The following is a 22,534-nucleotide window of genomic DNA, read 5'->3' as shown; positions in this document are numbered from 1 at the left end:
ACTCACTTTTCTGGGATCGAGGTGAAGGCTGGGGAGTCCGAAAGGAACCGGAAGCGGATCCGTCCGCCGATGGGGACCTGCGCTGCGAGGTCCAAATGCTCGTCGCGCACCACGCCGATCACTGGATATCCACCGGTGATCGGGTGGTCCGCAAGGAACAGGACCGGCAAGCCGGCAGGCGGGATCTGGAGTGCCCCGGCCATGGTTCCCTCGCTGGGCAGCTCGCCTTCGCGATTGCGTTTAAGGGGTGTTCCGTCCAACCGCATGCCCACGCGGTTCGACTGCGGCGTGACCACCCATTCCTGGCTGGTCAGCGACTCCAACGCTGCTGGGTCGAACCAGTCGGCACGCGGCCCCGGCACGACGTCCAGCACGGTCACGCCCTGACCGGGGAAATCCGGTTGGAGTTCGGGGCTGCCGACGGCGGTGGATACCGTTTCCGTGCCGACGGCCAGCATTTGCCTGGGCTTCAGGGCTGCCGGCCCAATACCGGACATGGTGTCCGCGGATCGGCTGCCCAGGACCACCGGCGCATCCACCCCACCGCGTATGGCCAGGTAATTCCGGAAGCCGGCCTCGGGAGCACCGACGGTGAGCACTTCGCCGTCGAGCAACGCAAAAGGTGCCGCCATGGGGACGGTTCGGGTGGCACCCGGTGTGGCGCCGCCGTCGGGCTCTTCGGAATCAACACCGAACGACGGCGACTGGACGCTCAACGCGGTGGGCGCACCTGTCACGGCAAGCACCTGGTCCCCCACCGCCTCTACCGTCAATCCGCCTCCGACCGACTCGATGGCCGCCGCTGAGGACGCGTTGCCCACAAGGCGGTTGGCGCGGCGCAGGGAGGCTCGGTCCAAGGCTCCCGCGGCGGAGACTCCAAGGGGTCCGTAGCCACGGCGGCCCAGGTCTTCAACGAGGCTTTGCGCGCCCGGGCTGATGATCTTCAGGCCGGCGGCGGTGTGGTGCTCCGCATCGGGTTCGACGTGGTGGGACGGCGCCGTAACAACCTCACGAACAGCCCTGTACTGGACCCGGTCGCCGGGCCGAACGAGGGCCGGTTGCTCCCGGTCCAGGTCCCACATCCGGGCACCCGTGCGACCAATCAGCTGCCAGCCTCCCGGCGAACGGCGTGGATAGACAGCCGAATACTGGCCCCCCAATGCCACTGATCCAGCTGGAACCGCCGTGCGCGGCGAGGAACGGCGAGGTACGGAGAGCGACTCGTTTTCGCCCACCATGTATCCGAAGCCCGGAGCGAAGCCGGCAAAAGCAACCGTCCAAATCTGGCCCGTGTGGGAAGCAACCACGCCGTCCACGCTCAAGCCGGTGAGCTCCGCGACGTCGGCAAGGTCCTCGCCGTCGTAAACCGTCTCAATGACCACCAGTCGGGAGTCCGTGTCCTCGGGAGGAGTGAGCTCCAACTCCATCAACCTGGCCCCGATAGCCCGGGTGGCCGACGCCGACTCGCCAACAACCATGACCGTTTCGGCCGCAGCCAGCACATCAACCTGTCCAGGCAACGGCGATTTGTCCAGCATGGCCTGCAGGGCGAGGACATCCCCGAGTCCGTCGAGCTCGGCGAGGACTGCCCGGGTGCCCACGGGCCTCACGGAACGGACCTTCTTGGTGGTTGCGGTTTCCATCACGGTTTCCATCATTCACTCGCAAGCCGATCAGGCGTGCGAACCCTCCAGGAGGTGGACTTCCTCTTCCGGCTTGGGGTCGCGGCCCAGGAGCATGCCCACGATCGTGACGACGGCCGTCAGCAGGAGGTAGCCGGCAATGAGGTACCAGCCACCGGACGCCGCGCCGTAAAGGGCCGTGAAAATGATCGGAGCAACCGCGCCACCGATAACCCCGGCCAGGGTGTAGGCCAAGGAACTGCCTGCGTAGCGTAGCCGGGCCGGGAACTGCTCAGTGATGAAGGCGGCCTGTGGACCGTACATGAAGGCGTGCAGGGCAAGACCGATGACAACGCCAATGGTCAGCATCACTACGGACTTGCCTTGGATCATCAAGAAGAAGAGCGGGATGAAGATGGCAGTTGCTGCGGCCGTGACGCCGTAGACCAGCCGCCGGTTGATGCGGTCCGTAACCGCGCCGGCCAAAGGAATGAGGAACAGCTGGAAAGCGGAGCCGATAAGGATCGCCGCCAGGACATTGCCCGTTGTCATGCCGAGTTCCTTGGTGGCGTACACGGCAACGAAGACCGTGAAGAGTGCGTAGAGAACATCGGGGCATACACGGGAAAGCGCTGCTGAAACCAAAGCCTTGGGCTCCTGGGTGAACACTTCCTTGATGGGTGCCTTGGGCCGGTCACCCTGCGCCTGGATCGCCTTGAAAACGGGGGTTTCTTCCAGCTTCAACCGGATGAGCAGGCCGAAGCCCACCAGGAGCGCGGATGCCAGGAAAGCGACACGCCAACCCCAGGACAGGAAGGCTTCGTTGCTGAGCGTGGCAGCCAGGACCGCCAGTACGCCGTTGGCCATGAGGTTGCCGGCGGGAGGACCGATCTGGGCGGCCGAGGACCAGAAGCCGCGCTTGTTGGGGTCTCCGAACTCACTGGAGAGCAGGACGGCTCCGCCCCACTCGCCGCCTACACCGATGCCTTGGGCCAGTCGAAGAAGCACCAGGATGGTGGGTGCGGCGACGCCAATCATGTTGTAATCCGGCAGCGCGCCGATGAGCACGGTAGCTACGCCGATCAGGACCAGCGTGAAGACCAGGACGTACTTACGGCCGATCTTGTCGCCCAGACGGCCGAAGATCACTCCGCCGATGGGACGGGCCAAGTACCCGACTGCGAACGCCGAGAAGGACAGCAGGAGGGCAACAAATTCGTCGTTCGAGGGGAAGAAGATCTTGGGGAACACGAGCGCCGACGCCACGGAGTAGATCGCGAAGTCGTAGTACTCAAGAGAGGTGCCGGTGAGGCTGGCGATGTAAGCCTTGAGGGCGCCGGCCGGTGGCTTCCTTGTCACGGCCTTTGCTGCCTTGTTGGTGCTGGTCATGGTTTCCTCCGGGGGGATGAGGGTGCTGCTGGGCCTGTTTGGCTAGATAAACGAGCCGATGGTTACACCGGCATCGCTGAGGGCGGACTTCACTTCGGTGGCCATTGCGACGGCCCCCGGTGAGTCTCCGTGAACGCAGATGCTTTCTGCGCGGATGGTGAACGTGGAACCGTCGATGGCTTTGACGGATTGCTCCGTTGCCATGCGCAGGACGTGCCGGGCAACCTCGGCGGGGTCGTGAAGTACGGCGCCCGGCTGCGAACGGGAAACAAGCGTGCCGTCCGGGTTGTAAGCGCGGTCCGCGAAAGCTTCGGAGACACCCCTCAGGCCTGCCTCCTCGGCAAGACGCAGGACTTCCGAGCCGGGGAGGCCGAGGATCGGCAGGTTGGGGTCAACCGACTTCACGGCATCCACTACTGCGCGTGCTTGCGCGGTGTGCTTCACGATTGCGTTGTACAGGCCACCATGCGGCTTCACGTACTGTACGCGGGCGCCGGACACAGCGGCCAGGGCTTGGAGCGCGCCGATCTGGTACACGACGTCGTCGGCGAGTTCCTTGGGGTCGATATCCAGGAACCGCCTGCCGAAGCCCGCCAGATCGCGGTAGCCAACGTGGGCACCGATTGCGACGCCGGCCTTGGCCGCCTTTTCGCACGTGCTGCGGATAACGCTGGGGTCACCGGCGTGGAATCCGCAGGCAACGTTTGCGCTTGAAACGGACTGGAACATGGCAGCGTCGTCGCCAAGGGTCCAACGTCCGAAAGACTCTCCGACGTCGCTGTTCAGGTCGATGCTTGCCATGGTGTGATCCCTGCCTCGTGATGCGCGTTACATCAAGCATGCATCAGATCGCTGGATTGTTCAACAATCCGGCGATCCTTATTTTTGGCAATCGTGTAATTTTGGATTCATGGCAAGTGCAGAGCAGCAGACAAGCTTTGACACCGCGCGCGCCCGCGTGCGGATGCGGGTCCCGTCCGTTGCCGAGCGCGTGGCGGAGGAGCTTCGCTACCAACTGGCCGAAGGATTCCTTGTTCCCGGGGCCAAACTCACCGAGGCCACTATCGCCGAAGACCTCGGCGTATCCCGGAACACTGTTCGGGAGGCCTTCGCCGAACTGGCCAGCGAACGCCTCCTGGTCCGCCAACCCAACCGAGGCGTTTATGTGGCAACCCTGGAAGCGGGCGACATCCACGATGTCTATACCGTCCGGCGGGCCATCGAAGTCAGTTCGATCCGGGGCGGAGGCACTCCCGAGCGCATCGCCGCCGTCAGGGCCGCCGTCGACGAAGGAAAACGGGCGGCAGCCGCGGATGACAACGACGGCCTGGGCAGCGCCAACCAGCATTTCCACGGCGCAATCGTGGCCCTCGCGGAGAGCAACCGGCTCAACACGATCATGCGCCAAGTACTCGCCGAGATGCGCCTGTACTTCCATAAAGCCACCGCTAACGCGCACTTCTACGCTGACTGGCTTTCCGAAAATGAGCAGATCTGCGCCGCCTTGGAAGCAGGGGAACTTGAGAAGGCCGGTGATCTCCTGCTGGCCTACCTCAATCGTTCAGAGCAGCAGCAGTCCGCAATCCACGGCGGGTAAGCGGGTTCAGCGCTTTCCCTTCTTGCGCGAACCGCGTCCACGGCCCTTGTCCGGATTTGGCGCGTAGCGTTGCGCGACGGCGGGTTTTTTCGCACCCGACGAGCCCCGGCGGTCCGGTTTGGGAGCCTTCTTCGGCTTCTCCGCCTGCGCGGACGGTTGCCGCGAACTCTGCGCGGTCCGGCCACGAACGATCCCGATGAACTCCTCGATCACCGGACTGTCGTTGCCTACTAGCCATGCAAGGCCGATCTCCGTACCGGGCACTCCTGACAGGCGCCTGCTCACGGTTTCCTTGTTGTTCAGGTGCCGGGCAACAGGCATTGGCAGGATCACGAGGCCGGCCCCGGAGGCCACAACCTGCAAAGCCATGTCCGGCCCGCCCATCTCAGCTACGTCCAGGAAGTTCTCCTCGGACAAGTCCTCGAAGGCCACCTCCTCGAACACGGAGATTTCATGCCCTTTAGGTGCCACCACGGCCTGCTGTTCCTCGTACAGCGGGATGACGTGCAGGCCCTCCCGGTCTACGGGCAAACGCACAAAACTAAGGTCGACTGAACCGTCGTGCAGCACGGAAAGCTGCGAGTCGTCGTCGGACATAAAGGAGTGCAGCGGAACGTCGGGCATCCGCTCTTCCCATCGCCGGATCCATTTGCCCGGAGTTACACCCGCCACATAAGCGAAGCGAAGCTCGGTTGTTTCGGGGGACTCTTCAGCGTCTGGCACACACTCACAGTACCGGGCCGGATACCCTTGAAGCATGACTCCCAAGAACTCCCAGACCATGAAGCCGGCAACAGCTGCCAAGAAACTCGGCATCTACCTGCCCGCTGCACCCCAGGAGTTCCAGGACTCGCCCGTTACGCGCGACGACTACGCCGAGCTCCAGTCCAACCCTCCGGAATGGCTTTCCGAACTCCGGCGCAACGGCCCGCACCCGCGCCCTGTGGTGGCCCAGAAGCTCAACATTTCCATCAGCGGCCTCACCCGCGGTGGCATTACCGAGCCATTGACGACGGCGGAAATCGCCGAGCTGCTGCAAGCACCCCCGCAGTGGCTGGTGGTGGAGCGCGCCACCCACGCTGCCGTTCGGGCAGAGGCGCTGCGCGTCAAGGAAGAGCAGCGGAAGAAGGCAGCCACCAAGCTGGCCAAGGACAATGCCGCTGCCAAGCGCGAGGCTCCCAAGGGCACCAAGCGCAATTCGTAACTCTTGAAGGAACCGCGGCCGGGACACCAACGTCCCGGCCGCTGTTCTTTAGACCGCGGTGCTCTGACTAGTCCTGGTGCAGCATGACGTAGTTGCCGCAACCGTCGTCGAAAACCGCAGTGACACCGGAGGGATCCTCCGCTGGTTCGCCCTTGAAAGTCACGCCTGCCGCGAGCAACCGTTCGTACTCGGCCCGGACGTCAGGGACACCGAGGACGACGGCCGGCATCCCGGCGTCGTACACAGCGTTCATGTAGTTGGCCCCGATGGGGTTGTCGCTGGGCTCCAGAAGAAGCCCTGGCGACTTCTCTCCTGCGCCAGGGTCCTTGATGATGAAGAGATTCGCCTCGGGCATGGCCATCAAGGTGTCGAAACCGAGTGTTCCCGTATAGAACGCGTGGGCCGCGGCGGGGTCCTTGACGTGGATGCTGCACATTTTCAGTCTCATGGCCCAAGGCTACGCCGGAGCACCGACAGCCAAAACGCCGTGTGCGGCGACGGCCACGGGACAATCCCGCAGCACCCCCTCCCACAGGACAGGGTGCGACCGCACAGCGTGTTTGCACAGCGTGCGCGCAGGGGCATACTCTTGAAGTGTGGGTTTCAGGAGTATGCCCTGAACATCGCACCAAAGAGCGCTTCGCGCTGAACGAAGGACCCGATTGCACTCGGGTCCTTCGTTATTTACGAGGCGGCGGACTTTTGTCCGGTTACACGAGTGTACCGAGAGTTGGCTACCCGATTTGGACCGCCAGCCCGCGATGTTGAAATCGCCCTGTACCCAAAACCAGCGCGTCAACGCATACTGAAAACACAGCCTTTTGCGTCCTGGAGGTGCTCCGATGCTGATGTGGAGTTTGGCCCTGATCCTTGCAACAGCGGCCACGACATTCGTCCTCCACCGCAAGCTCACGCATGGTCGAGGGCCGGAGCCGGACACCATCTTCTGGGATCTTTTCGCGGGACTGACCGTGATCGGGCCCGCTGTTGTGGTGCCGTCCGTTGAGTCCCCTCCTGCGGGTTTGGTGATGGTCGCCCTGGCAGGAACGACGGCGGCAGGAACCTTGGTGGCCGCCCGGAAAGTGGATCGGGTGCGCGCTACCGAGCCCCGACGTCGTGCAGGTTTTGCACATGACGCCGCAGACCACGAAAGGCTCCTCATGCAGTGGCGGAGCTACGAACTCGACCCCGCCCGGAGCATTGACTACCCCGCGATGACCGATGTCCGAGTTTCTGAAACCGCCGCCTTGGCCAAAGCCCTGCGCGAGGCCGAACGCTGCAAGGTGACCGCCGGGACGGACTACCGTGCCGCCGTCGAGCGCTTGGCCCAAGCACTCGGGGAGGCCGAGCGCGCGGCCGGTGTCCCAACAGCTACGTTGTGAGGCCCGCTCTGCGCCCCAAAATGGAGACTTAGCGCGCATAGCGGGCCTCGCAACGCGGGGCTAGCGCGAGAAGTTCCGGAAGAACTCCGGCCGCACCCGGTACATCACCAGCATCACCACCACGCCGAGCAGGATCACGCCCATACCAAGGATGAACACCAGGCCCACGCCGCCGACGGAGGAACCCGAGCCGTACTCCGGGTCCAGGGAGTCGATGGCGGTTTTCACGAACATCACCAGCAGGATCACCCCGCCCAGCAAGGGTGCCAGGAACTTGAAGAAGAACGAGCGGACACCGGCAAAGGCCGCCGCCCTGAAGTACCAGACGCAGGCCAGTGCCGTGATGCCGTAGTAGAAGCAGATCATCATGCCAAGCGCGGTGATGGTGTCCCAGAGGGCATTTTCGGAAACGGTCCGGGTGATCACGTAGAAGCCCGCGGCGGCAATGGCCGCGGCTATCGTGGCGGTGCTCGGTGACTTGAACGTGGGGCTGATGCGGCCGAACTTGGGCGGGATGGCGCGGTAGTGACCCATCGCCAGCAAGGTCCGGGCCGGTGAGACGAACGTCGACTGCAAGGATGCCGCCGAGCTGCTCAGGATCGCCAATGACATGAAAATCGCGAAAGGACCCATCACCGGGCCGGCCAGCACGGCGAAGATGCTGGACTGGTTCTCCGGGTTGCCCGCCCCCAGGCCCGTGTCACCGACGCCCGCGAAGGACAACGTCGCCAACGCCACGGTCATGTAGATGACCACAATCACCAGCACGGTCACGGTCGCGGCGCGTCCCGGCGTCTTTTCGGGGTTCTTCGTTTCCTCGTTCATGGTGAGGGTGACGTCCCAGCCCCAGTAGATGAAGATCGACAAGGACACACCCGCAGTGAACGTGGTGAAGGAGTCGACGGCGAAGGGGTTGAACCAGTCGGGCGAAATGGCGGTGGCATCGAAGGCAGTGCCATTGGCAACATGCGCGAACGCGGAAACAGCGAACCAACCAAGAACCAGCAACTGGAAGGCCACCAGCACGTATTGCACGCCCTTGGTTGTTTCCATGCCCCGGTACGAAATCCAGCAAGCCACAGCGATGAACACCAGCGTTGTGGCGATGTTCAGGGGAAGGATCTTGCTCAGCTCTGCAAGCGACGGATCGCTGAACACCTGCCCGAGCATCAAATAGAAGAAGTCGACGGCAACCGCGGCAAGGTTGGACAGCACGATGATCGTGGCGGCGATGAGCCCCCACCCACCCATCCAACCGATCCACGGACCAAAGGCCCGCGTGGCCCACGTAAAGGAGGTTCCGGCGTCGGGCATGGCGTTGTTGAGTTCGCGGTAGCCGAGCGCCACCAGCAGCATCGGGATGAAGCCCACCAGGAAGATCGCGGGAAGGTGGACACCCACCTCGGAAACGGTGGGGCCAAGGGCGGCGGTAAGCGTGTACGCCGGCGCGATGCAGGAAACGCCGATCACGACGGCGCCGATGAGGCCCACCGATCCGGCTTTCAGGCCCTTCTCACTCAGGGCCGAATCTTTCGACTGGACCGTCTTTGGTGCAGTTGACATGGGTATTGCCTCTCAGGCGACGGGTGCTAGGAGCGCTGTCGCGTGTAGTCGCGGGGAACCACGATCATGGGAACTGGCAGGGCACGCAGGATCCGGTTTGCGGTAGTGCCCAGGAAAGTGGCGCGGTGCTGCGCCAGGCGGCTGGAGCCGATGAGGAGGATTTCGCCGTCTTCCCAGTCGAGCCGGTCCACGGCTTCCTCGATGGTGCGGCCTTGCGCGACGACGATCTCGGGTTCCGTGCCTGCGTCACCCAGGTCGGAACCTCCGACGGCGGCAAGACGGTCGGCGGCATGCACCCAGGCGGCGTCGGCGAGCCCGGGCGAGTTACCGCCGTCGAGCGCCAACAGGGAGACCAACCGAAGCGGGAGGTGCCGGTCGCGCGCTGACTCGACGGCGACGTCGAGCAGTTCATCCGCACCGGGCCGCGCGCCGAAGCCGCAGCTTAGCCGGGTGACGCCTTCAGTGCGGTGGTAACCGTGGGGCGCCAGCGCGACCGGGACCGGTGAAGAATGGAGCAGTGAACTGGCCACCGAACCGATGGTGAACCGCTTGAAGAGGCCGTTGTTGGTGGCGCCAATAACAAGTGCGGCCGCGTCGAACTCAACAGCCGCGTCGATGAGTGCCTGCGCTTCCGAGTCTCCGCGGCGGATGTGCGCGCGGGCGGTGACGTCCGCCGGAACCAGGGCCAGGCCGCCGTCGAGCCACTGCCGGGCTTGCTCGTTGAGGATCGAGTCGTAGCCGGGCTCGGGCGGGTACACGGCGTTGTACGGCGAGTCCTCGGGGACCACGAGGACCAGGTCCAGGCTGGCGTCCTGCCCGCGTGCCATCGCAATGGCGAGGTGGACGGCGTCGCGACCCCTGGCGTTGGCGGTGTAGCCGACAACGTATCGCATGATTCTCCTTAAACAGTGCCGCCGGCAGTCCGGGGACGGCACTTCCCCCGGACTGCCGGTTACTGGTTTTGCGCTCTTCCGCGGGGCTTAGACCGCTACCGAAGCCAGCTTGTCGGCTTCGACGATGCGTGCTGCGGTGGCCTGGCCCATGCGGACCGCGCCATCGACGTGCTGGTAGCCCTCAGCCGCGAGGTCCGACGAGGACCAGTAGATCGGGCCGACGTTGGCGTGCTGGTCCTTGCCGTAGCGGTGCAGGCCGCCGAGGTCGTAGCTGGAGGCGTAGGCGCCGCGGGTCCACTCTTCGGAGCCCCAGTCGGACTCGTAGTAGACCTCGGGGGTCAGGGCCTTGTCACCGAGGAACCCGGCAATGGATTCCAGGATGGCTTTCTTGCGGTCCTCGGCGCTTAGCTCGAACACGGCGTCGGCCTTTTCGTCCGACACGAAGCCCACCAAGGTACCGCGGGTGTCGCCGTGGTTGGTGTTGTCGTAGACCTCCTGGACCAGTGCACCGGCGCCGAAGCCCGTGCCGGACAGTCCGTCTTCGCGCCAGAAAGGCGTCTCGTAGACGGCGTGCACCTTGATGACCAGGCCCAGGGACTGGTGCTGGTGCATCTGGTGCTGGCGGCGCGGCAGCGGCGGGTTGAAGGAGACGCGGGAGTACAGGTTCGGCGGAACGGCCATGATCACATAGCGGGCGTTGACGGTAGCGCCGTCCGAGACCACGGTGACGTTGTTGTCTTCCCAGTTGATGGTGCGAACCGGGCTGTTAAGGACGACGTCGGAGCCCAACTCCGCTGCCTGCAGCAGCGAGACCTGCTGCATGCCTCCGATCACGCGCTTGTCCAGGATGAAGTCCTCATCCGTCAGGTGTGTGAAGGAGCCGGCCGAGGCGGCCATGAGGATGGCCTGCAGGGCCGAGAAGGCGTGGGCGGGCTTGGTCAGCATGCCACCAGCGATGAAGAGGCCGATGTTGTTGCAGGCTTCCTCGTCGTTCGAGTTCTGGCGGAGCCAGTGGTGGAAGGAGATCGTGTCCAGCTCGCGGGCCTTGCGGTGTGCCCAGGGTTCGGTGGGGCCGATCTCCGCGGCGAGCTCATCCAGGATGGCAACGAGTTTGTCCATCTCGGCCTTGGTGGTCTCGTTGACCGGGAAGGTGTCGCCGGTGTAGCGGGTGGGCTTACCGTCTGCGCCAATGTAGACGGATTCGCCATCGCGGTAGCGCGGGTACATTTTCAGGCCGAGTTCGTCCAGCAGTCCCATGAGGGCCGTCTGGTCCGGGGAAACCCACTGGCCGCCGATCTCCAGCATGGCGCCGTCGATGGTGTCGGTCCAGGTGCGGCCGCCCACGCGGTCGCGTGCTTCGAGCACTGCGACGCTGAGTCCGGCCTTCTTCAATTCGCGTGCCGCCGTCAACCCTGACGGTCCGGCACCGACGATCACAACGTCGCGATCAAGATTCTGCATGATGTCCTCTCCGTGGCCGTCCGTTGGTGGCTGACCAATAAATGAATGGCATTCATTTATATCCATAGTAGCCCGTGAGTCGGCGGCTGTGAAGACCCGATGGAATAATGCAGGGGACACTGGCAGCAGAAAGGCTCCCGATGCCCGCACCAACACCAGCCCCCTCGGCGACGTCCCGGCGGCGCGCCGGCCGACCAACTGCGGCGATCCTGGACCAGGACGGCATTACGACGGCGGCGCTCAGCTTGATCAGCAGCAAGGGCTACGACGGACTCACCATGGCAGCGTTGGCCCGGTCGCTGGGAGTGGCCCCGTCGGCGCTGTACAACCACGTGTCATCCAAGGACGATGTGCTGGTGCTGCTCGAGGACCACCTGGCCGCGATGGTGGACGTCTCGGCGTTCGGGGTAGAGCCGTGGGATGTTGCCGTGCGCCGCTGGGCCTGGTCCTACCGGGACGTTTTCTCCGAGCACACTCCCCTGATTCCGATCATTGCCGTGCTCCCCGTTGCCAACGCCCCCAAGACCCTCGCCATGTACGAGGCCGTGACCGCCGGATTCCGCGAGGCGGGCTTCCCGGAGGAACGGATCATCTCCGCGATTGTGGCGCTGGAAGCCTTTGTGTTCGGCGCCGCTTACGACGTCACCGCGCCGGAAGACATTTTCGATGCCGGCAACCTCGCCGACCAGGTCCCGAACTTCACCTCCGCCGTGGACCGCCTGTCACTGGCAGGGCACGAGCGCCCGACAGATACGGCGTTCAGCCTTGGACTTGAAGCGCTGATCGTGGGTTTTGGGGCTATGCGCGCTTAGTGTGCCTAGGCTTGACCCATGACTGAAGCGCTGGATGAAGGTCCCTTTTATCACGGCACAAGAGCCGAAGTACGGGCGGGCGAGATCCTTTCGCCGGGCTACCGCTCGAACTACAAGCCCGACGTCGTCATGAACCACATCTATTTCACCGCACTGCGCGACGGCGCGGGACTGGCGGCTGAGCTCGCCGTCGAACTGGCCGGAGGTCACGGGACGCCACATGTCTATCTCGTGGAGCCGACCGGGCCATTCGAGAACGATCCGAACGTGACGGACAAGAAGTTCCCAGGCAACCCCACTCGTTCCTATCGGAGCAGTTCGCCGCTTCGAGTGGTCGAGGAAGTTACCGACTGGACGCGGCTGACACCCGAGGCCTTGCAGATGTGGCGGGAGCGGCTGGCCGCTATCCGGGCTGACGAACGGGCTGAAATCATCAACTAGGAATCTCCTCGGTTACTTCATTGCCAAGATAGTGCAGTATGCTGCACTACATGGATGACAGTGCAGAGACGCTGGCGCGCGCCATTGGAAAGCGCGTCAAGCAAGAACGCAAGGGCCGGGGCTGGACTCTTGACCAGCTGGCCGAACTTGCCGGCGTGAGTCGCCGAATGCTCGTCAACGTAGAGCAGGGTGGCGTGAATCCGAGCATCGGAACCCTCCTTCGGATCAGCGACGCCTTGGGCGTGGGCTTGCCTGCACTTGTTGAGCCTCCCGCGGCACGGGCAGCCCGGATCACCCGCTCAGGCGAAGGGGCGTTGCTCTGGACCGGCCCTTACGGCGGTCGCGGCGTGCTGGTCGCAGGCACCGAGTCTCCCGACGTCGTCGAGCTTTGGGACTGGACATTGGCGCCAGGCGAGCTACATGAGAGCGAGGCGCACTCTGCGGGTACACGTGAGCTGCTGCAGGTCCAGGAGGGTTCACTCACCATTGAGGTTGAAGGCGATAGCCATGAGCTCCTCACCGGCGACGCCCTGACCTTCCGCAGCGATGTACCGCATTCGTATGCCAATCCCGGCGCTGTGCCCGTTCGCTTTACCTTGGCCGTGTTCGAACCGGGAGTCGGAGCGGGTCATCGAACGGAGACTTCCCGTGCGTGAACGTTTGTCCGGAACGATTGGCGGACTTCCGCCATGGTCCTTGGCTGTTGCAGCGATGATGGCCGTCCAACTGTCGAATGCTTTGTCTGTGGCTGTCATCAATCAGGTGGGGCCCGCCGGTACCGCATGGCTGCGCATGTGCTTCGGCGTCGTCTTCCTGTGGATGGTCAGCCGCCCGGCCATCCGCTCCCTGCGGCGCCGCGACCTGCCGGCGTTGATTGCGCTGGGCGTGGTCACCGGTTTCATGACGACGTTCTTCCTTGCCGCCGTCGAACGCATCCCGCTGGGAACCGCCGTCGCGATTGAATTCTTGGGCCCGCTCACGGTGGCCGGCATCATGAGTCATCGCCGGAAGGCGCTGGTCTGGCCGCTCCTCGCCTTCATCGGCGTAGTTCTGCTGACCGAACCGTGGCACGGAACCATCGACCTGGCCGGTGTGGGCTTCGCCCTGGCCGCGGGTACGTGCTGGGGCTTGTACAACGTGCTCACACAGCATGTGGGCGACCGTTTCTCGGGGATCAGCGGGCTGTTACTCACCATCCCTGTTGCCGCCGTGGCCACACTTCCCCTGGGCTTGCCGCAGGTCCTCGGTGGCTCCCTTGAGTGGTGGGTTCTGCCGGTCGCTGCTGGGATCGCCCTGATTACGCCGGTCATTGCGTTTGGCCTGGAAATGCTCGCGCTTCGGCGCATGACCCACACGGCCTTCGGCACGCTCCTGTCCATTGAGCCTGCGTTCGGCGTGCTCATCGGGCTGCTGGTGCTGGCACAGGCGCCAACCCTGATGCAGATTCTTGGGATCGCGTTGGTTGTGGTGGCGGGGACGGCGGCGCAGCAAGGTGGACGGCGTTCCACCAAGCCGGTGGTTACCAGCGACGTTCCGGCTACGCCGGCCTAGGTGTTTGCGCCGGCTCCGCTGGTTTCCACACCTGGACGAATTCGGGGACGTTCCCAGTAGGTTAGCCCGGCCAACTTTAGGGATCGCTTCGAAGGCCAGCACGCCCGGCCAGTCGGAGCGCAAGGCACGCCTGGACCGGGCGTAGCCGAGCTTCATTTCAGATATAACGATCATGGTTGCCGTTGGCGCCCCCTCAACGTGCATTTCACCGTGCGGATCGTAGACGCTGCCACCGAGGTTGAGGGCCACCCCATTTCGAGTGAGTTCGTCCGCGATGTCCCTGGCGTCGGGCAGCGACCGGGCGAGTCGATCTAGTTTGGTCACCACCACGGAGTCACCGTTGCGGCAGGCTGCCAGGGCTTTTCCAAGGCCGGGCCGTTCACGCTGGGTTCCGGTGAATCCGCAGTCGACCTAGATCGCGTCGGAGTCCACGCCCAGCGCTGTAAGAGCCTTCCGCTGGGAGGTCAGATCCTGGGTGCTGGAGGAAACGCGGGCGTAGCCGATCAGCATGACGCCGAATGTAGCGTTTAAGGTACCTTCACCGGGCAGTTTTGCGGGCGGGTCTTACGGGAATCTGTTTCCCCCCCGAACGAGGCCACTTTTGAGGAGCGCGACCTGGGACCCCGCGGTGTCCAGTGAAGGACCGGCTTACGGGCGGACTTAAGAGGCTTTCTGCTGGCTCACCTCGGCTCTAGTTGGTCATCCGGCAGCTACCAAGGCAATTTCCGGCGTTGCGCGGATCCCGGCGCGGAGAAGTCTCCCGGCCTGGTGCGCCCACTTCAAGAAATGGGATGTTGGGGCAGTGAAATCACTGGTATGGCTGGTAGGACCCCTGCGAACTTAGGCTCTCCTCGGTGGGTTGTAAATGCCCGGCGGGAGATCGAGTGGTTCCCGGTTGCAGAGTATTTCAGGGATGACAGACGCGACAGCGAGGGGTGCCATTTGGCCCTCGGTGTAGGTTGCCGAGTATTCGGCCGGAATCCACGGTAAGTTTTCGGGACCGAGAACGTCCGTGAGGGCGTCGCGGTCCAGTGGCTCGTCGCTGAAGGCACGGAACAGCCCCCCGCTGTGCTCTTCGGCGCTTGGACCAAGAAAACGACCAATGCCGGGTGCGAGCCGGTGTCCGGCCCATACCCACCAGAGCGGGTAGGGCTGGAAACCCACCCACTGTGGGGGGCGCATGTTGAAGATGGGCACGCGGCGCGTGTCTTGGTAACGTCTCACTTCGGCCGAAGCGTAGAGCGCCCCGAGTTCGGTCGCCACGGCAAGGAAGAACCGGCGAAGTGCGCTCCTGAGCGCACTATCGGCGAGAGCATGACCGTCCACGACCAGGGTGATTTGGGTGAACGGGTTACCTGCGGAGAGCTGCGGAGCCGCGATCTTTCCGTAGGTGACCGGTGGCGGGTTCATGTAGTAGATGTCCCAGCCGTTGGAATCGTCGTTGTAAAACTCATTGATGAATCCTTCTTCACCGCTGGAGTCGAACCGGAACGGAAGGGGTTCGTACTTGCCGAAACGCACCGGGACCGCTTCGGGGAGTACCTCCCTGGCTATCCGGAGATAGCCCTGCAGAAAGTCTGTTGGGAGGTCCTCTTCGAGGATCAGCCAACTGATCCAAACGTCCCGTCGCTCCGGCTTCGGCTCCGTTCTTGCTGGTGCTTTTACTGCCCGGGGTTCGGGCCACACCTCCGAGGTTTGCTCGTCGAGGACTACGCCATGGCAGGCTTTGGCTAGTTTCCGGGCGAAACGGATACCGTGCGGGATCTCAGCCTCCTGGGTGCCTTCGACCAGGACCTGGAACATTGTCGTGGCCTCAGGTAAGACCACGGTGATCTCCTCCGGGAAGTCTTCGGCCTCGACGGAGAACGGCCCGTCAACGGTGAAGCTGTACCCCCGCTTCACACCGCGAAGCACCACCACGCCGGCGTCCTCGGAAACGGTCGAATCGGGATGCAAGCCGCGGGTATTACCCACCAGCAACCGCACCTGATCGACCGTAGGGGATCCCGGACAGTAAATCGTCAGGTCATAAGACATGACCACAGGCTAAGGCGTTCGCGCCTTCATCAACCAAACGAGACGGCGCCCGGTAAAGGATCCCTACCGGACATTTACGGCCTTGGGTGCAGGGCGGGCCTCCGGTTGCGCCTTAGAGCCGCCGCAACGACGATGTGAAGAAACAATGGGGCTAGAGCTCCCCGGGGGGCTCTAACTGCATCGCGTAGCGCGTTGTTTCAGCGCTTATCGTCAGGCGAAAGAACTTCAATACTGGGGTCGTTGCCCCTTTGTATTGTCACGACGACGCCACTTGGCCAGTCCGCCATTCCGGCCTCGACTTCGGATTTCAGCGCGCTGAGGCTCTCATCGCCGGGCGCATGCTCTTTGTTCGTCGAGAATTCGATTCGGCACCATGGCACCATCCCACCGTCGCCCCAAGTGCTATCTATCGATGGCGCGGACCCGGTGGACTTCTCGATGACCGGAGAGAGCTCGTTCGCAAGACCGTCGCAGTCGCCGGACGCGGAGTAGTCGCCTACGCAGCCAGCAAGCAGTGGGGTCAGCAATAGAAGTAGCCAACCTCTCGCGAACGCCCGTTTCATGCTCAGACCATAACAGTCACGGCAGGTGCCGCCTCATGACGTGCCGTTAGCCAGTGGTTCACCGGAGGCCCGCTTGGGGATCCCTGACCGGGCACTCGACCTACTCATAAGTTCTGGCTGCAAGGAGCATATGGGCAAAAAGCTCCCATGACGGGACGCCGGGAAGGGGTTCGCCACGGTTCTTGAACCAACCGTCCATATCTCGAGTCCAAGCGGCTAACGCGTCTAAGAACGTGTCCAGATCTGGGTTCTCCCAAGACCCCGGCTCTCGATTCAGTGATTCTCTGGGTTGGTCGATGAGGTCAGCCAAATCGAGCCGCGTCATTCCATGGGTGGGCTGCGGATCCGATGCCATTGGTTGCCTCCTCGAATCACAATGGACACTCCATCGTTTCTGGTGCTGAATTTATAGCCTGCTCTTGCTGTTTCGAACTCCGAGCATTTAATGGGTCATGGCCCATGTCCGGTAAGGGATCCCTATCTGCAACACGGCCCAAGCAAAACCGCCGTCGAGTTTTCTGGACTGCCAGCCTAAGTTTGCGAGCCGGTTCCAGGCCATTCCCCGCCCCAGCGCGACAGCGCAACGATTGGCTCGCGCAAGGCGAGCCCGCGATCGGTCAGCGCGTAGGCCCGGGTGTTGTGCCGGAGGGGTAAGCGGTACAGCACGCCGGCAGCCTCGAGCTCGCGCAGGCGCGTCGCGAGTATGTTCGTCGGCACTCCGAGATCGCGCTGGAGATCCCCGTAGCGCTGTGGCCCGTCGAGCAGCCGCTCCACGACGAGCAAGGCCCAGCGTGCTCCCACGACGTCGAGGGCCGCAGCGAGGTTGCTCACGCGGTCGGATCAGTGTCCGGCTTCATCCAAAAAGGCGAGTAGTGATAGCCGTCCGGGTCGTCGAATTGGCGCTGGTACATGAAGGGGTAGTCGTCTGTGTCACCGATACGGCCGCCGGCAGCCCTGGCGCGTTCGGTGAGTTCGTCCACCGCCTCCCGGCTCTCGAGGTCGAATGAGACCGTGACCTTGGACGGCGTATCCGGGCCGCCGACCAGCTCCTCGGAGCCGCCGACGCTCGCGTACATCTCGCGGCTGCCAAGCATTACATACTGCTCTGGCGCGATCGCGAAGCATGAAACGTTGTGATCGGACATCTCGGCGTTTAGGGTCCATCCGAGGGCGGTGTAAAAGGCAGTGGAGCGCTCGATGTTCTCTACAGGGGAGGTGATAAAAAGGCTCATGCGGAGATACTTGCAAAATGCAAGTGCGGCGTCAAGACCCCGTTGCCACGCGGGGTCCACACCCCAACCCCCACGGCGCGCTTGTCGCCGTCGTCAATCAATTCAGCGCCCAGAAAAGGTATCTTGTATTACAAGTACGGCACTTGTATCCTGAGTAAAACCTACTTAGGAGAATCCGTGAGCACCCTCGACCTCATCCGGCACGTCAAACTGTCCACCGCCCGATTGCCCCTCACCGTGCCCATCAGCGATGCAAAAGTCTTCACGGGTCGCCAGAAGCCCATGACCGAGGTCGTTTTCCTGTTCGCCGAAATCACCACGGAACAGGGCCACAGCGGCATCGGATTCAGCTACTCCAAGCGCGCTGGCGGACCCGCCCAGTACGCCCACGCGAAGGAAGTCGCGGAGGGCATCATCGGCGAAGACCCCAACGACATCGGCAAGATCTACACCAAGCTCCTCTGGGCCGGCGCGTCCGTGGGAAGGTCCGGCGTGGCAACGCAAGCGCTGGCTGCCATCGACATCGCGCTCTACGACCTCAAAGCCAAGCGCGCCGGGCTCCCCCTTGCCAAGCTCCTGGGCTCGTACCGCGACTCCGTCCGGACCTACAACACCTCCGGCGGCTTCCTCAATGCCACCTTGGAGGAAGTCAAAGCACGCGCTACCCAGTCCGTCGAGGAAGGGATCGGCGGCATCAAGATCAAGGTGGGCCTGCCGGATTCCAAGGAAGACCTCCGCCGCGTTGCCGGGGTCCGCGAGCACATTGGCTGGGACGTACCGCTCATGGTGGACGCCAACCAGCAATGGGACCGCACCACCGCCCTGCGCATGGGCCGCCAGTTGGAGGAGTTCAACCTTGTCTGGATCGAAGAGCCGCTGGACGCGTACGATTTCGAAGGCCACGCAGACCTCGCCCGGATCCTGGACACCCCCATCGCCACGGGAGAAATGCTCGCCTCCGTCGCGGAACATAAGGGCCTCATCAACGCCCAAAGCTGCGACATCATCCAACCCGATGCACCGCGCGTCGGCGGCATCACCCAGTTCCTGCGGCTCGCAGCGTTGGCAGATGAAAAAGGGCTTGGCCTCGCACCGCATTTCGCCATGGAAATCCATCTCCACCTCGCCGCGGCCTACCCCACAGAGCCGTGGGTTGAGCACTTCGACTGGCTCGATCCGCTCTTCGAGGAACGGCTGGAAACCAAGAACGGGCGAATGATCGTCCCGGACCGCCCCGGCCTGGGCGTCACCTTGAGCGAACAGGCCCGCGCCTGGACCACCGAATCCGTGGAGTTCGGCGCCTGACAAAATGGGTAGGCCTGGACTCCAACGGGTCCGGGGCCAGTCATTCGCAGCATTACAAAAGGGTATTCAAGCTATTGTTTGCCGGTCTTCCCTGGGTTACCGTTTGTCCACCGAACGCACGTTCGTGACTTATTTCTGGGGGAAATACATGAAACGCTCTCTGTTCGCATTAACCGGGGCCTTGGCATTCGCACTCACAGCATCTGTCACTTCAGCCCATGCAGCATCCATCACGCCGGACCAGGTCTCCACCGGCTTCTCGGGAACCGCTTACGGTTCCTACATTTTTAACACGGACAAAACACTCACCTCCGGGCCGACGGCAAGTGCCAGCGTCGCCTGCACCAACGCTACGGGCAAAACGTCCACCAACACCGCGACGGGGATCAACGTCCCCGCTGTCGGGACGGTAGGCAATGCGTCCACCAGCGTGAAATCACTGCTCACATCAACTGGAAAACGATTGGAGTCCCGTTCAACCATCAACGGCGCGAACCTCCTGGGGGGCCTCATCACCGCTGGGGCCATCACGTCCGAAAGTATCGCCGAGAAAAGCACCGCTGGTACTTATTCCGGCACCAACACCACAAACATTTCCAACCTCAAAGTCCTCGGTGCCGCAGTAAATGCCAACCCCGGACCAAATACCGTTATTGATCTCAAAGCACCTGTAGTGGGCTCAGTGGGCAAGGTGACTTTAAACGGCCAGGTAAAGCGGCTGGTCAACGGCACTTACCAGGTTTGGACTACTGCAATTCGCGTTGAAATCCTCAAAGCCGGTTTGCCGGGCCTCAATGTGGGCACGGACATCCGGCTGGGCGTCACCACGGCCAACCTCACGGCACCACAGGCCGGATATCTGTCAGGTACCGGCTTCGGCACGAGGGCAACGTTGGCTACCGGAATCATCGGGTCCAGCCCAACAGCCTTGGCCTATGTCGGGTGCAGTGGCGGAACAACCACAGTGAACGCGGCCGGAGTCACCATCCCGGCCGTGGCATCGACGGGAACCATCTCAACAACGGCCACCGGCGCCCTTACCCCCGAGCTCAAGAGCACGGTGACAAACAACGTCGCCGGACTCAAGATCCTCAACAGTTTGATTCAAGCCGACGCCATCAAGGCCGAGACCAGCGCGAGCCGGCCAACGGCAGGGGGTGCAGTAAAACTGACTGACACGTCATCGTTTACCAACCTCAAGATCACCGGTTTGCCAAACATCAACGCATCGGTTCCTCCGAATACCGTCGTCCAGGTTCCTGGCCTCGGTACGGTCACACTGCATAAGGTCAGCAAGTCCTCGACGGCAATCATCGTCGTCATGGTCGATGTTGTCCTGAACCAGCCCCTTGGTGCCCTGCCCACAGGTTCGAGAATCCAGGTCGGCTATTCCAGCACCAGCATCACCTCATAGCACCAAACAAGTGAGTGTGGCCCGTCGGCACAAAAGTCGACGGGCCACATTGCTGCGACGCGTAACCTTGAACGCATGAGTCGCAACCTGACCACGGACCTCGCCGCCGACCTCCGTACCCGCATTGTCGACGGCGACATCCAGCCAGGTGAAAAACTCCCCAGTGAGAACACCCTGATCAACGAATACGGGGTCAGCAGGACGGTTGTCCGTTCCGCCCTCACCCGACTGCAGGCGGAAGGACTCGTCGAGACCGAACGCGGCCGGGGCAGCTTCGCGCTGACCCCACCCGATGACGGTCCCGCCCAGGCGCCCGGCACCCGCCCGGTTTCCAGCACCGAAGACCGGCTGAACATGCTCGACTTCCGCATCGGCGTCGAAACGGAAGCGGCTGCCCTCGCGGCGAGAAACCGCACGGACCGGCAACTCAAGGCGATCCACGGAGCCTTGGAACAGTTCAAGGCCAGCTCAGGACACCCCGCGCACTCCATGAAGGCCGATTTCGAATTCCACCGTGCCATCGCCGCAGCTTCCGGCAATCCCTTTTATACGGACTGCGTGGCCGCCCTCGGCCAAACCATGATCACCATGCCCCGCCCGCGCCTGGTTTCCCGCGAGGAACCCGAGTCACCGGAGCGTTTCGCCCAAGTGGTCCACGAGCACTCCTCTGTCTACGAAGCAATCGCGGAGGCAGATCCGGCCGCTGCCGCTGCGGCGATGCGCCTCCACCTGAGCAATTCACGACGCCGGTTCAAGGCTTCCGCACGCAACTGACCTCCCAACCGCTCCTCCAAACTGGGTCCAGATAGCAAAAGAGCCCCGGTCCTAAGACCGGGGCTCTTTCAATTGCGTGCGCGAGGGGGGATTTGAACCCCCACACCCTTTCGGATACTGGCACCTGAAGCCAGCGCGTCTGCCGTTCCGCCACTCGCGCGCAACTTCTTTTTCAGGAATTCCACCGAACCCGGCTTCGCTTCCTTCAAAAGCAGCGAGATCAAGCATAACGGACACCTCGGCGAAAACACCAATCGGCCGCAACGGAGCCCGCCAACAAGAGATTCATGGGCACGATTCAGGACCCGGCAGCTGGTTTGCCGAGGCAAAATTCAACCACCTTCCCGGCCTGTCGGAACAGACGTTCAGCGAACTTTTCCGGGTCGCAAGGCGTTGTGGATTAAGGCCATTCCCAGTCACTCCCAGTAGTATCGGGAAGTGAAAGGGCCGTTTGGCGCTCACTTCGGTGTGTGCACGGACGGGACCATGGACCGACTATCGAGCCAGGCACAACCAGTGCCGCGACTATGAAAGGAGAAGGACCATGGGTTTGCTGGACAAAGTCGAGCGCGGCATTGAAAAGGCTGTTCGCAACGTCTTCTCCACGGGGTCGCGGGCACGTGTTGAGCCGGTGGAGATCGCGAGCAAGCTGCGGCGTGAGCTGGACAACCAGTCCATCACCATTTCCGCCGGCCGCACGCTTGCTCCCAATGTTTTCGATGTCCTCCTCAGCAATGACGATTTCGCCAGGGCACAGGAGTGGGGCACACCGCTCGCGGAAGAGCTCTGCGATGTGGTCATCCAGCATGTCCGCAGCCAGGGTTACACCCTGCAGGGCCCGGTAAGGATCTCCTTCCGCCGTAATGACGAGGAACGTGCCGGCCACTTCGAAATCGCTTCAAGAACGGAAAAGTCCGACGGCGGCGCTCCCGCCGCCCAGGCCCCACGGCAAAATCTTCCGGCAGCACCCGCGAGGCAGCCCGTCAGGCTCCAGCCCGTGCTGGACCTAGGCGGCCAGCGGTATTCCCTCAACGCCCAGTCCGTAGTGCTGGGCCGCTCTTCCGAGGCCGACATCCTGGTGGACGACACGGGTGTTTCCAGGAAACACCTTGAGATCCGCACCCAGAACGGCACCACTTGGGCTGTGGACCTTGGCTCCACCAACGGCAGTTACGTCAACGGTCACAAGGTGGACGGCAGTGTGGAACTTACTGACGGCTCAACCATCACGATGGGACGTACAAAGATTATTTTCCGCCTTCTCCCCCAAAACCAGGGTGGCAACGCGTGAACG

Annotated in this window: 24 protein-coding genes, 1 tRNA gene and 1 pseudogene; 11 read left to right on the top strand and 15 right to left on the bottom strand. The window is 63.0% G+C overall.

What is annotated here, in order from left to right:
- Window positions 1-2: 2 nt before the first annotated feature.
- From ACIPY2_RS13370 to ACIPY2_RS13360, 3 genes are read right to left on the bottom strand one after another with little or no spacing between them, the layout of a single operon-like run.
- Window positions 3-1,655: a carboxyltransferase domain-containing protein gene (locus tag ACIPY2_RS13370; RefSeq protein WP_400266945.1), complete on the bottom strand. Its 1,653-nt coding sequence runs from the start codon at window positions 1,653-1,655 to the stop codon at window positions 3-5.
- 18 nt (window positions 1,656-1,673) lie between these two features.
- Window positions 1,674-3,011 carry an MFS transporter gene (locus ACIPY2_RS13365; protein ID WP_400266861.1) on the bottom strand — a complete coding sequence of 446 codons (1,338 nt, stop codon included), beginning with the start codon at window positions 3,009-3,011 and terminating at the stop codon, window positions 1,674-1,676.
- A 42-nt stretch (window positions 3,012-3,053) separates the two neighbouring features.
- Complete coding sequence (locus tag ACIPY2_RS13360; RefSeq protein ID WP_400266860.1) at window positions 3,054-3,812, bottom strand: LamB/YcsF family protein; 759 nt, start codon at window positions 3,810-3,812, stop codon at window positions 3,054-3,056.
- A gap of 109 nt (window positions 3,813-3,921) precedes the next feature.
- On the opposite strand from ACIPY2_RS13360, the gene ACIPY2_RS13355 reads away from it, so the two are divergent.
- On the top strand, window positions 3,922-4,608 hold the full coding sequence (locus tag ACIPY2_RS13355) for a GntR family transcriptional regulator (protein WP_400266859.1): 687 nt from the start codon (window positions 3,922-3,924) through the stop codon (window positions 4,606-4,608).
- Window positions 4,609-4,614: 6 nt separating this feature from the next.
- On the opposite strand, the gene ACIPY2_RS13350 is transcribed toward ACIPY2_RS13355, so the two are convergent.
- Window positions 4,615-5,331, bottom strand: a complete 717-nt coding sequence (locus ACIPY2_RS13350) for a LysR family transcriptional regulator substrate-binding protein (protein ID WP_400266858.1) — start codon at window positions 5,329-5,331, stop codon at window positions 4,615-4,617.
- 34 nt (window positions 5,332-5,365) lie between these two features.
- On the opposite strand from ACIPY2_RS13350, the gene ACIPY2_RS13345 reads away from it, so the two are divergent.
- Complete coding sequence (locus tag ACIPY2_RS13345; protein ID WP_400266857.1) at window positions 5,366-5,812, top strand: DUF5997 family protein; 447 nt, start codon at window positions 5,366-5,368, stop codon at window positions 5,810-5,812.
- Between the two features lie 67 nt (window positions 5,813-5,879).
- On the opposite strand, the gene ACIPY2_RS13340 is transcribed toward ACIPY2_RS13345, so the two are convergent.
- Window positions 5,880-6,260 carry a VOC family protein gene (locus tag ACIPY2_RS13340; protein WP_400266856.1) on the bottom strand — a complete coding sequence of 127 codons (381 nt, stop codon included), beginning with the start codon at window positions 6,258-6,260 and terminating at the stop codon, window positions 5,880-5,882.
- A 394-nt stretch (window positions 6,261-6,654) separates the two neighbouring features.
- Between ACIPY2_RS13340 and ACIPY2_RS13335 the strand changes: the two genes are divergently transcribed.
- Window positions 6,655-7,194, top strand: a complete 540-nt coding sequence (locus ACIPY2_RS13335) for a hypothetical protein (RefSeq protein WP_400266855.1) — start codon at window positions 6,655-6,657, stop codon at window positions 7,192-7,194.
- Window positions 7,195-7,254: 60 nt separating this feature from the next.
- On the opposite strand, the gene ACIPY2_RS13330 is transcribed toward ACIPY2_RS13335, so the two are convergent.
- From ACIPY2_RS13330 to ACIPY2_RS13320, 3 genes are all read right to left on the bottom strand, one after another.
- Entirely contained in the window at window positions 7,255-8,757 is a 1,503-nt protein-coding gene (locus ACIPY2_RS13330) for an APC family permease (protein ID WP_400266854.1), read from the bottom strand.
- Between the two features lie 26 nt (window positions 8,758-8,783).
- A complete protein-coding gene (locus tag ACIPY2_RS13325; RefSeq protein WP_400266853.1) occupies window positions 8,784-9,650 on the bottom strand; it encodes a universal stress protein in 867 nt (288 codons plus the stop codon).
- Between the two features lie 87 nt (window positions 9,651-9,737).
- Complete coding sequence (locus tag ACIPY2_RS13320) at window positions 9,738-11,111, bottom strand: flavin monoamine oxidase family protein (protein WP_400266852.1); 1,374 nt, start codon at window positions 11,109-11,111, stop codon at window positions 9,738-9,740.
- A gap of 107 nt (window positions 11,112-11,218) precedes the next feature.
- Here ACIPY2_RS13320 and ACIPY2_RS13315 point away from each other — a divergent pair, with 107 nt between their 5' ends.
- Genes ACIPY2_RS13315 through ACIPY2_RS13300 form a run of 4 tightly spaced genes read left to right on the top strand, consistent with a single transcriptional unit; the run spans window position 11,219 to window position 13,915 of the window.
- Window positions 11,219-11,923: a TetR/AcrR family transcriptional regulator gene (locus tag ACIPY2_RS13315; RefSeq protein ID WP_400266851.1), complete on the top strand. Its 705-nt coding sequence runs from the start codon at window positions 11,219-11,221 to the stop codon at window positions 11,921-11,923.
- Window positions 11,924-11,941: 18 nt separating this feature from the next.
- Window positions 11,942-12,364 (top strand): NAD(+)--rifampin ADP-ribosyltransferase, encoded by a 423-nt coding sequence (gene arr / locus ACIPY2_RS13310; RefSeq protein ID WP_400266850.1) that lies wholly within the window; start codon window positions 11,942-11,944, stop codon window positions 12,362-12,364.
- A gap of 50 nt (window positions 12,365-12,414) precedes the next feature.
- Window positions 12,415-13,020 carry a helix-turn-helix domain-containing protein gene (locus ACIPY2_RS13305; RefSeq protein WP_400266849.1) on the top strand — a complete coding sequence of 202 codons (606 nt, stop codon included), beginning with the start codon at window positions 12,415-12,417 and terminating at the stop codon, window positions 13,018-13,020.
- A gap of 55 nt (window positions 13,021-13,075) precedes the next feature.
- The gene (locus ACIPY2_RS13300; protein WP_400266944.1) at window positions 13,076-13,915 is read left to right on the top strand and encodes an EamA family transporter; all 840 of its coding nucleotides are present in this window, start codon (window positions 13,076-13,078) and stop codon (window positions 13,913-13,915) included.
- Between the two features lie 294 nt (window positions 13,916-14,209).
- On the opposite strand, the pseudogene ACIPY2_RS13295 reads toward ACIPY2_RS13300, so the two are convergent.
- The 6 genes and pseudogenes from ACIPY2_RS13295 to ACIPY2_RS13270 form a co-directional block, all read right to left on the bottom strand.
- Window positions 14,210-14,272 (bottom strand): annotated as a pseudogene (locus tag ACIPY2_RS13295) (recombinase); the annotation flags it as partial.
- 54 nt (window positions 14,273-14,326) lie between these two features.
- The gene (locus ACIPY2_RS13290; protein WP_400266848.1) at window positions 14,327-14,425 is read right to left on the bottom strand and encodes a recombinase family protein; all 99 of its coding nucleotides are present in this window, start codon (window positions 14,423-14,425) and stop codon (window positions 14,327-14,329) included.
- 330 nt (window positions 14,426-14,755) lie between these two features.
- On the bottom strand, window positions 14,756-15,952 hold the full coding sequence (locus tag ACIPY2_RS13285; RefSeq protein ID WP_400266847.1) for a hypothetical protein: 1,197 nt from the start codon (window positions 15,950-15,952) through the stop codon (window positions 14,756-14,758).
- A 197-nt stretch (window positions 15,953-16,149) separates the two neighbouring features.
- Window positions 16,150-16,515, bottom strand: a complete 366-nt coding sequence (locus ACIPY2_RS13280; protein ID WP_400266846.1) for a hypothetical protein — start codon at window positions 16,513-16,515, stop codon at window positions 16,150-16,152.
- Between the two features lie 531 nt (window positions 16,516-17,046).
- Window positions 17,047-17,346: a winged helix-turn-helix transcriptional regulator gene (locus ACIPY2_RS13275; RefSeq protein WP_400266845.1), complete on the bottom strand. Its 300-nt coding sequence runs from the start codon at window positions 17,344-17,346 to the stop codon at window positions 17,047-17,049.
- Complete coding sequence (locus ACIPY2_RS13270; RefSeq protein ID WP_400266844.1) at window positions 17,343-17,747, bottom strand: VOC family protein; 405 nt, start codon at window positions 17,745-17,747, stop codon at window positions 17,343-17,345. The genes ACIPY2_RS13275 and ACIPY2_RS13270 overlap by 4 nt, the downstream gene beginning before the upstream one ends.
- A 177-nt stretch (window positions 17,748-17,924) precedes the next feature.
- Between ACIPY2_RS13270 and ACIPY2_RS13265 the strand changes: the two genes are divergently transcribed.
- From ACIPY2_RS13265 to ACIPY2_RS13255, 3 genes are all read left to right on the top strand, one after another.
- Window positions 17,925-19,052 (top strand): mandelate racemase/muconate lactonizing enzyme family protein, encoded by a 1,128-nt coding sequence (locus ACIPY2_RS13265; RefSeq protein WP_400266843.1) that lies wholly within the window; start codon window positions 17,925-17,927, stop codon window positions 19,050-19,052.
- Window positions 19,053-19,200: 148 nt separating this feature from the next.
- Complete coding sequence (locus ACIPY2_RS13260; RefSeq protein ID WP_400266842.1) at window positions 19,201-20,466, top strand: choice-of-anchor P family protein; 1,266 nt, start codon at window positions 19,201-19,203, stop codon at window positions 20,464-20,466.
- A gap of 75 nt (window positions 20,467-20,541) precedes the next feature.
- Window positions 20,542-21,240 carry a FadR/GntR family transcriptional regulator gene (locus ACIPY2_RS13255; protein WP_400266841.1) on the top strand — a complete coding sequence of 233 codons (699 nt, stop codon included), beginning with the start codon at window positions 20,542-20,544 and terminating at the stop codon, window positions 21,238-21,240.
- A 77-nt stretch (window positions 21,241-21,317) separates the two neighbouring features.
- On the opposite strand, the gene ACIPY2_RS13250 is transcribed toward ACIPY2_RS13255, so the two are convergent.
- Window positions 21,318-21,400 (bottom strand) — tRNA-Leu (locus ACIPY2_RS13250).
- Between the two features lie 384 nt (window positions 21,401-21,784).
- On the opposite strand from ACIPY2_RS13250, the gene ACIPY2_RS13245 reads away from it, so the two are divergent.
- Window positions 21,785-22,531: an FhaA domain-containing protein gene (locus ACIPY2_RS13245; protein ID WP_400266840.1), complete on the top strand. Its 747-nt coding sequence runs from the start codon at window positions 21,785-21,787 to the stop codon at window positions 22,529-22,531.
- Window positions 22,532-22,534 lie beyond the last annotated feature (3 nt).

This window comes from Paenarthrobacter sp. NPDC089675, assembly GCF_044749185.1.
Lineage (GTDB): Bacteria > Actinomycetota > Actinomycetes > Actinomycetales > Micrococcaceae > Arthrobacter.
The sequence above is the reverse complement of the archived record's forward strand: the minus strand, read 5'-3'. Positions and strand labels throughout refer to the sequence as shown.

Bases quoted from the DNA above. Each gene is read 5' to 3' on its own strand.
- ACIPY2_RS13370 (WP_400266945.1), bottom strand. From the start codon at position 1,655: ATGGAAACCGTGATGGAAACCGCAACCACCAAGAAGGTCCGTTCCGTG.
- ACIPY2_RS13365 (WP_400266861.1), bottom strand. From the start codon at position 3,011: ATGACCAGCACCAACAAGGCAGCAAAGGCCGTGACAAGGAAGCCACCG.
- ACIPY2_RS13360 (WP_400266860.1), bottom strand. From the start codon at position 3,812: ATGGCAAGCATCGACCTGAACAGCGACGTCGGAGAGTCTTTCGGACGT.
- ACIPY2_RS13355 (WP_400266859.1), top strand. From the start codon at position 3,922: ATGGCAAGTGCAGAGCAGCAGACAAGCTTTGACACCGCGCGCGCCCGC.
- ACIPY2_RS13345 (WP_400266857.1), top strand. From the start codon at position 5,366: ATGACTCCCAAGAACTCCCAGACCATGAAGCCGGCAACAGCTGCCAAG.
- ACIPY2_RS13340 (WP_400266856.1), bottom strand. From the start codon at position 6,260: ATGAGACTGAAAATGTGCAGCATCCACGTCAAGGACCCCGCCGCGGCC.
- ACIPY2_RS13335 (WP_400266855.1), top strand. From the start codon at position 6,655: ATGCTGATGTGGAGTTTGGCCCTGATCCTTGCAACAGCGGCCACGACA.
- ACIPY2_RS13330 (WP_400266854.1), bottom strand. From the start codon at position 8,757: ATGTCAACTGCACCAAAGACGGTCCAGTCGAAAGATTCGGCCCTGAGT.
- ACIPY2_RS13325 (WP_400266853.1), bottom strand. From the start codon at position 9,650: ATGCGATACGTTGTCGGCTACACCGCCAACGCCAGGGGTCGCGACGCC.
- ACIPY2_RS13320 (WP_400266852.1), bottom strand. From the start codon at position 11,111: ATGCAGAATCTTGATCGCGACGTTGTGATCGTCGGTGCCGGACCGTCA.
- ACIPY2_RS13315 (WP_400266851.1), top strand. From the start codon at position 11,219: ATGCAGGGGACACTGGCAGCAGAAAGGCTCCCGATGCCCGCACCAACA.
- arr (WP_400266850.1), top strand. From the start codon at position 11,942: ATGACTGAAGCGCTGGATGAAGGTCCCTTTTATCACGGCACAAGAGCC.
- ACIPY2_RS13305 (WP_400266849.1), top strand. From the start codon at position 12,415: ATGGATGACAGTGCAGAGACGCTGGCGCGCGCCATTGGAAAGCGCGTC.
- ACIPY2_RS13300 (WP_400266944.1), top strand. From the start codon at position 13,076: ATGATGGCCGTCCAACTGTCGAATGCTTTGTCTGTGGCTGTCATCAAT.
- ACIPY2_RS13290 (WP_400266848.1), bottom strand. From the start codon at position 14,425: ATGCTGATCGGCTACGCCCGCGTTTCCTCCAGCACCCAGGATCTGACC.
- ACIPY2_RS13285 (WP_400266847.1), bottom strand. From the start codon at position 15,952: ATGTCTTATGACCTGACGATTTACTGTCCGGGATCCCCTACGGTCGAT.
- ACIPY2_RS13280 (WP_400266846.1), bottom strand. From the start codon at position 16,515: ATGAAACGGGCGTTCGCGAGAGGTTGGCTACTTCTATTGCTGACCCCA.
- ACIPY2_RS13270 (WP_400266844.1), bottom strand. From the start codon at position 17,747: ATGAGCCTTTTTATCACCTCCCCTGTAGAGAACATCGAGCGCTCCACT.
- ACIPY2_RS13260 (WP_400266842.1), top strand. From the start codon at position 19,201: ATGAAACGCTCTCTGTTCGCATTAACCGGGGCCTTGGCATTCGCACTC.
- ACIPY2_RS13255 (WP_400266841.1), top strand. From the start codon at position 20,542: ATGAGTCGCAACCTGACCACGGACCTCGCCGCCGACCTCCGTACCCGC.
- ACIPY2_RS13245 (WP_400266840.1), top strand. From the start codon at position 21,785: ATGGGTTTGCTGGACAAAGTCGAGCGCGGCATTGAAAAGGCTGTTCGC.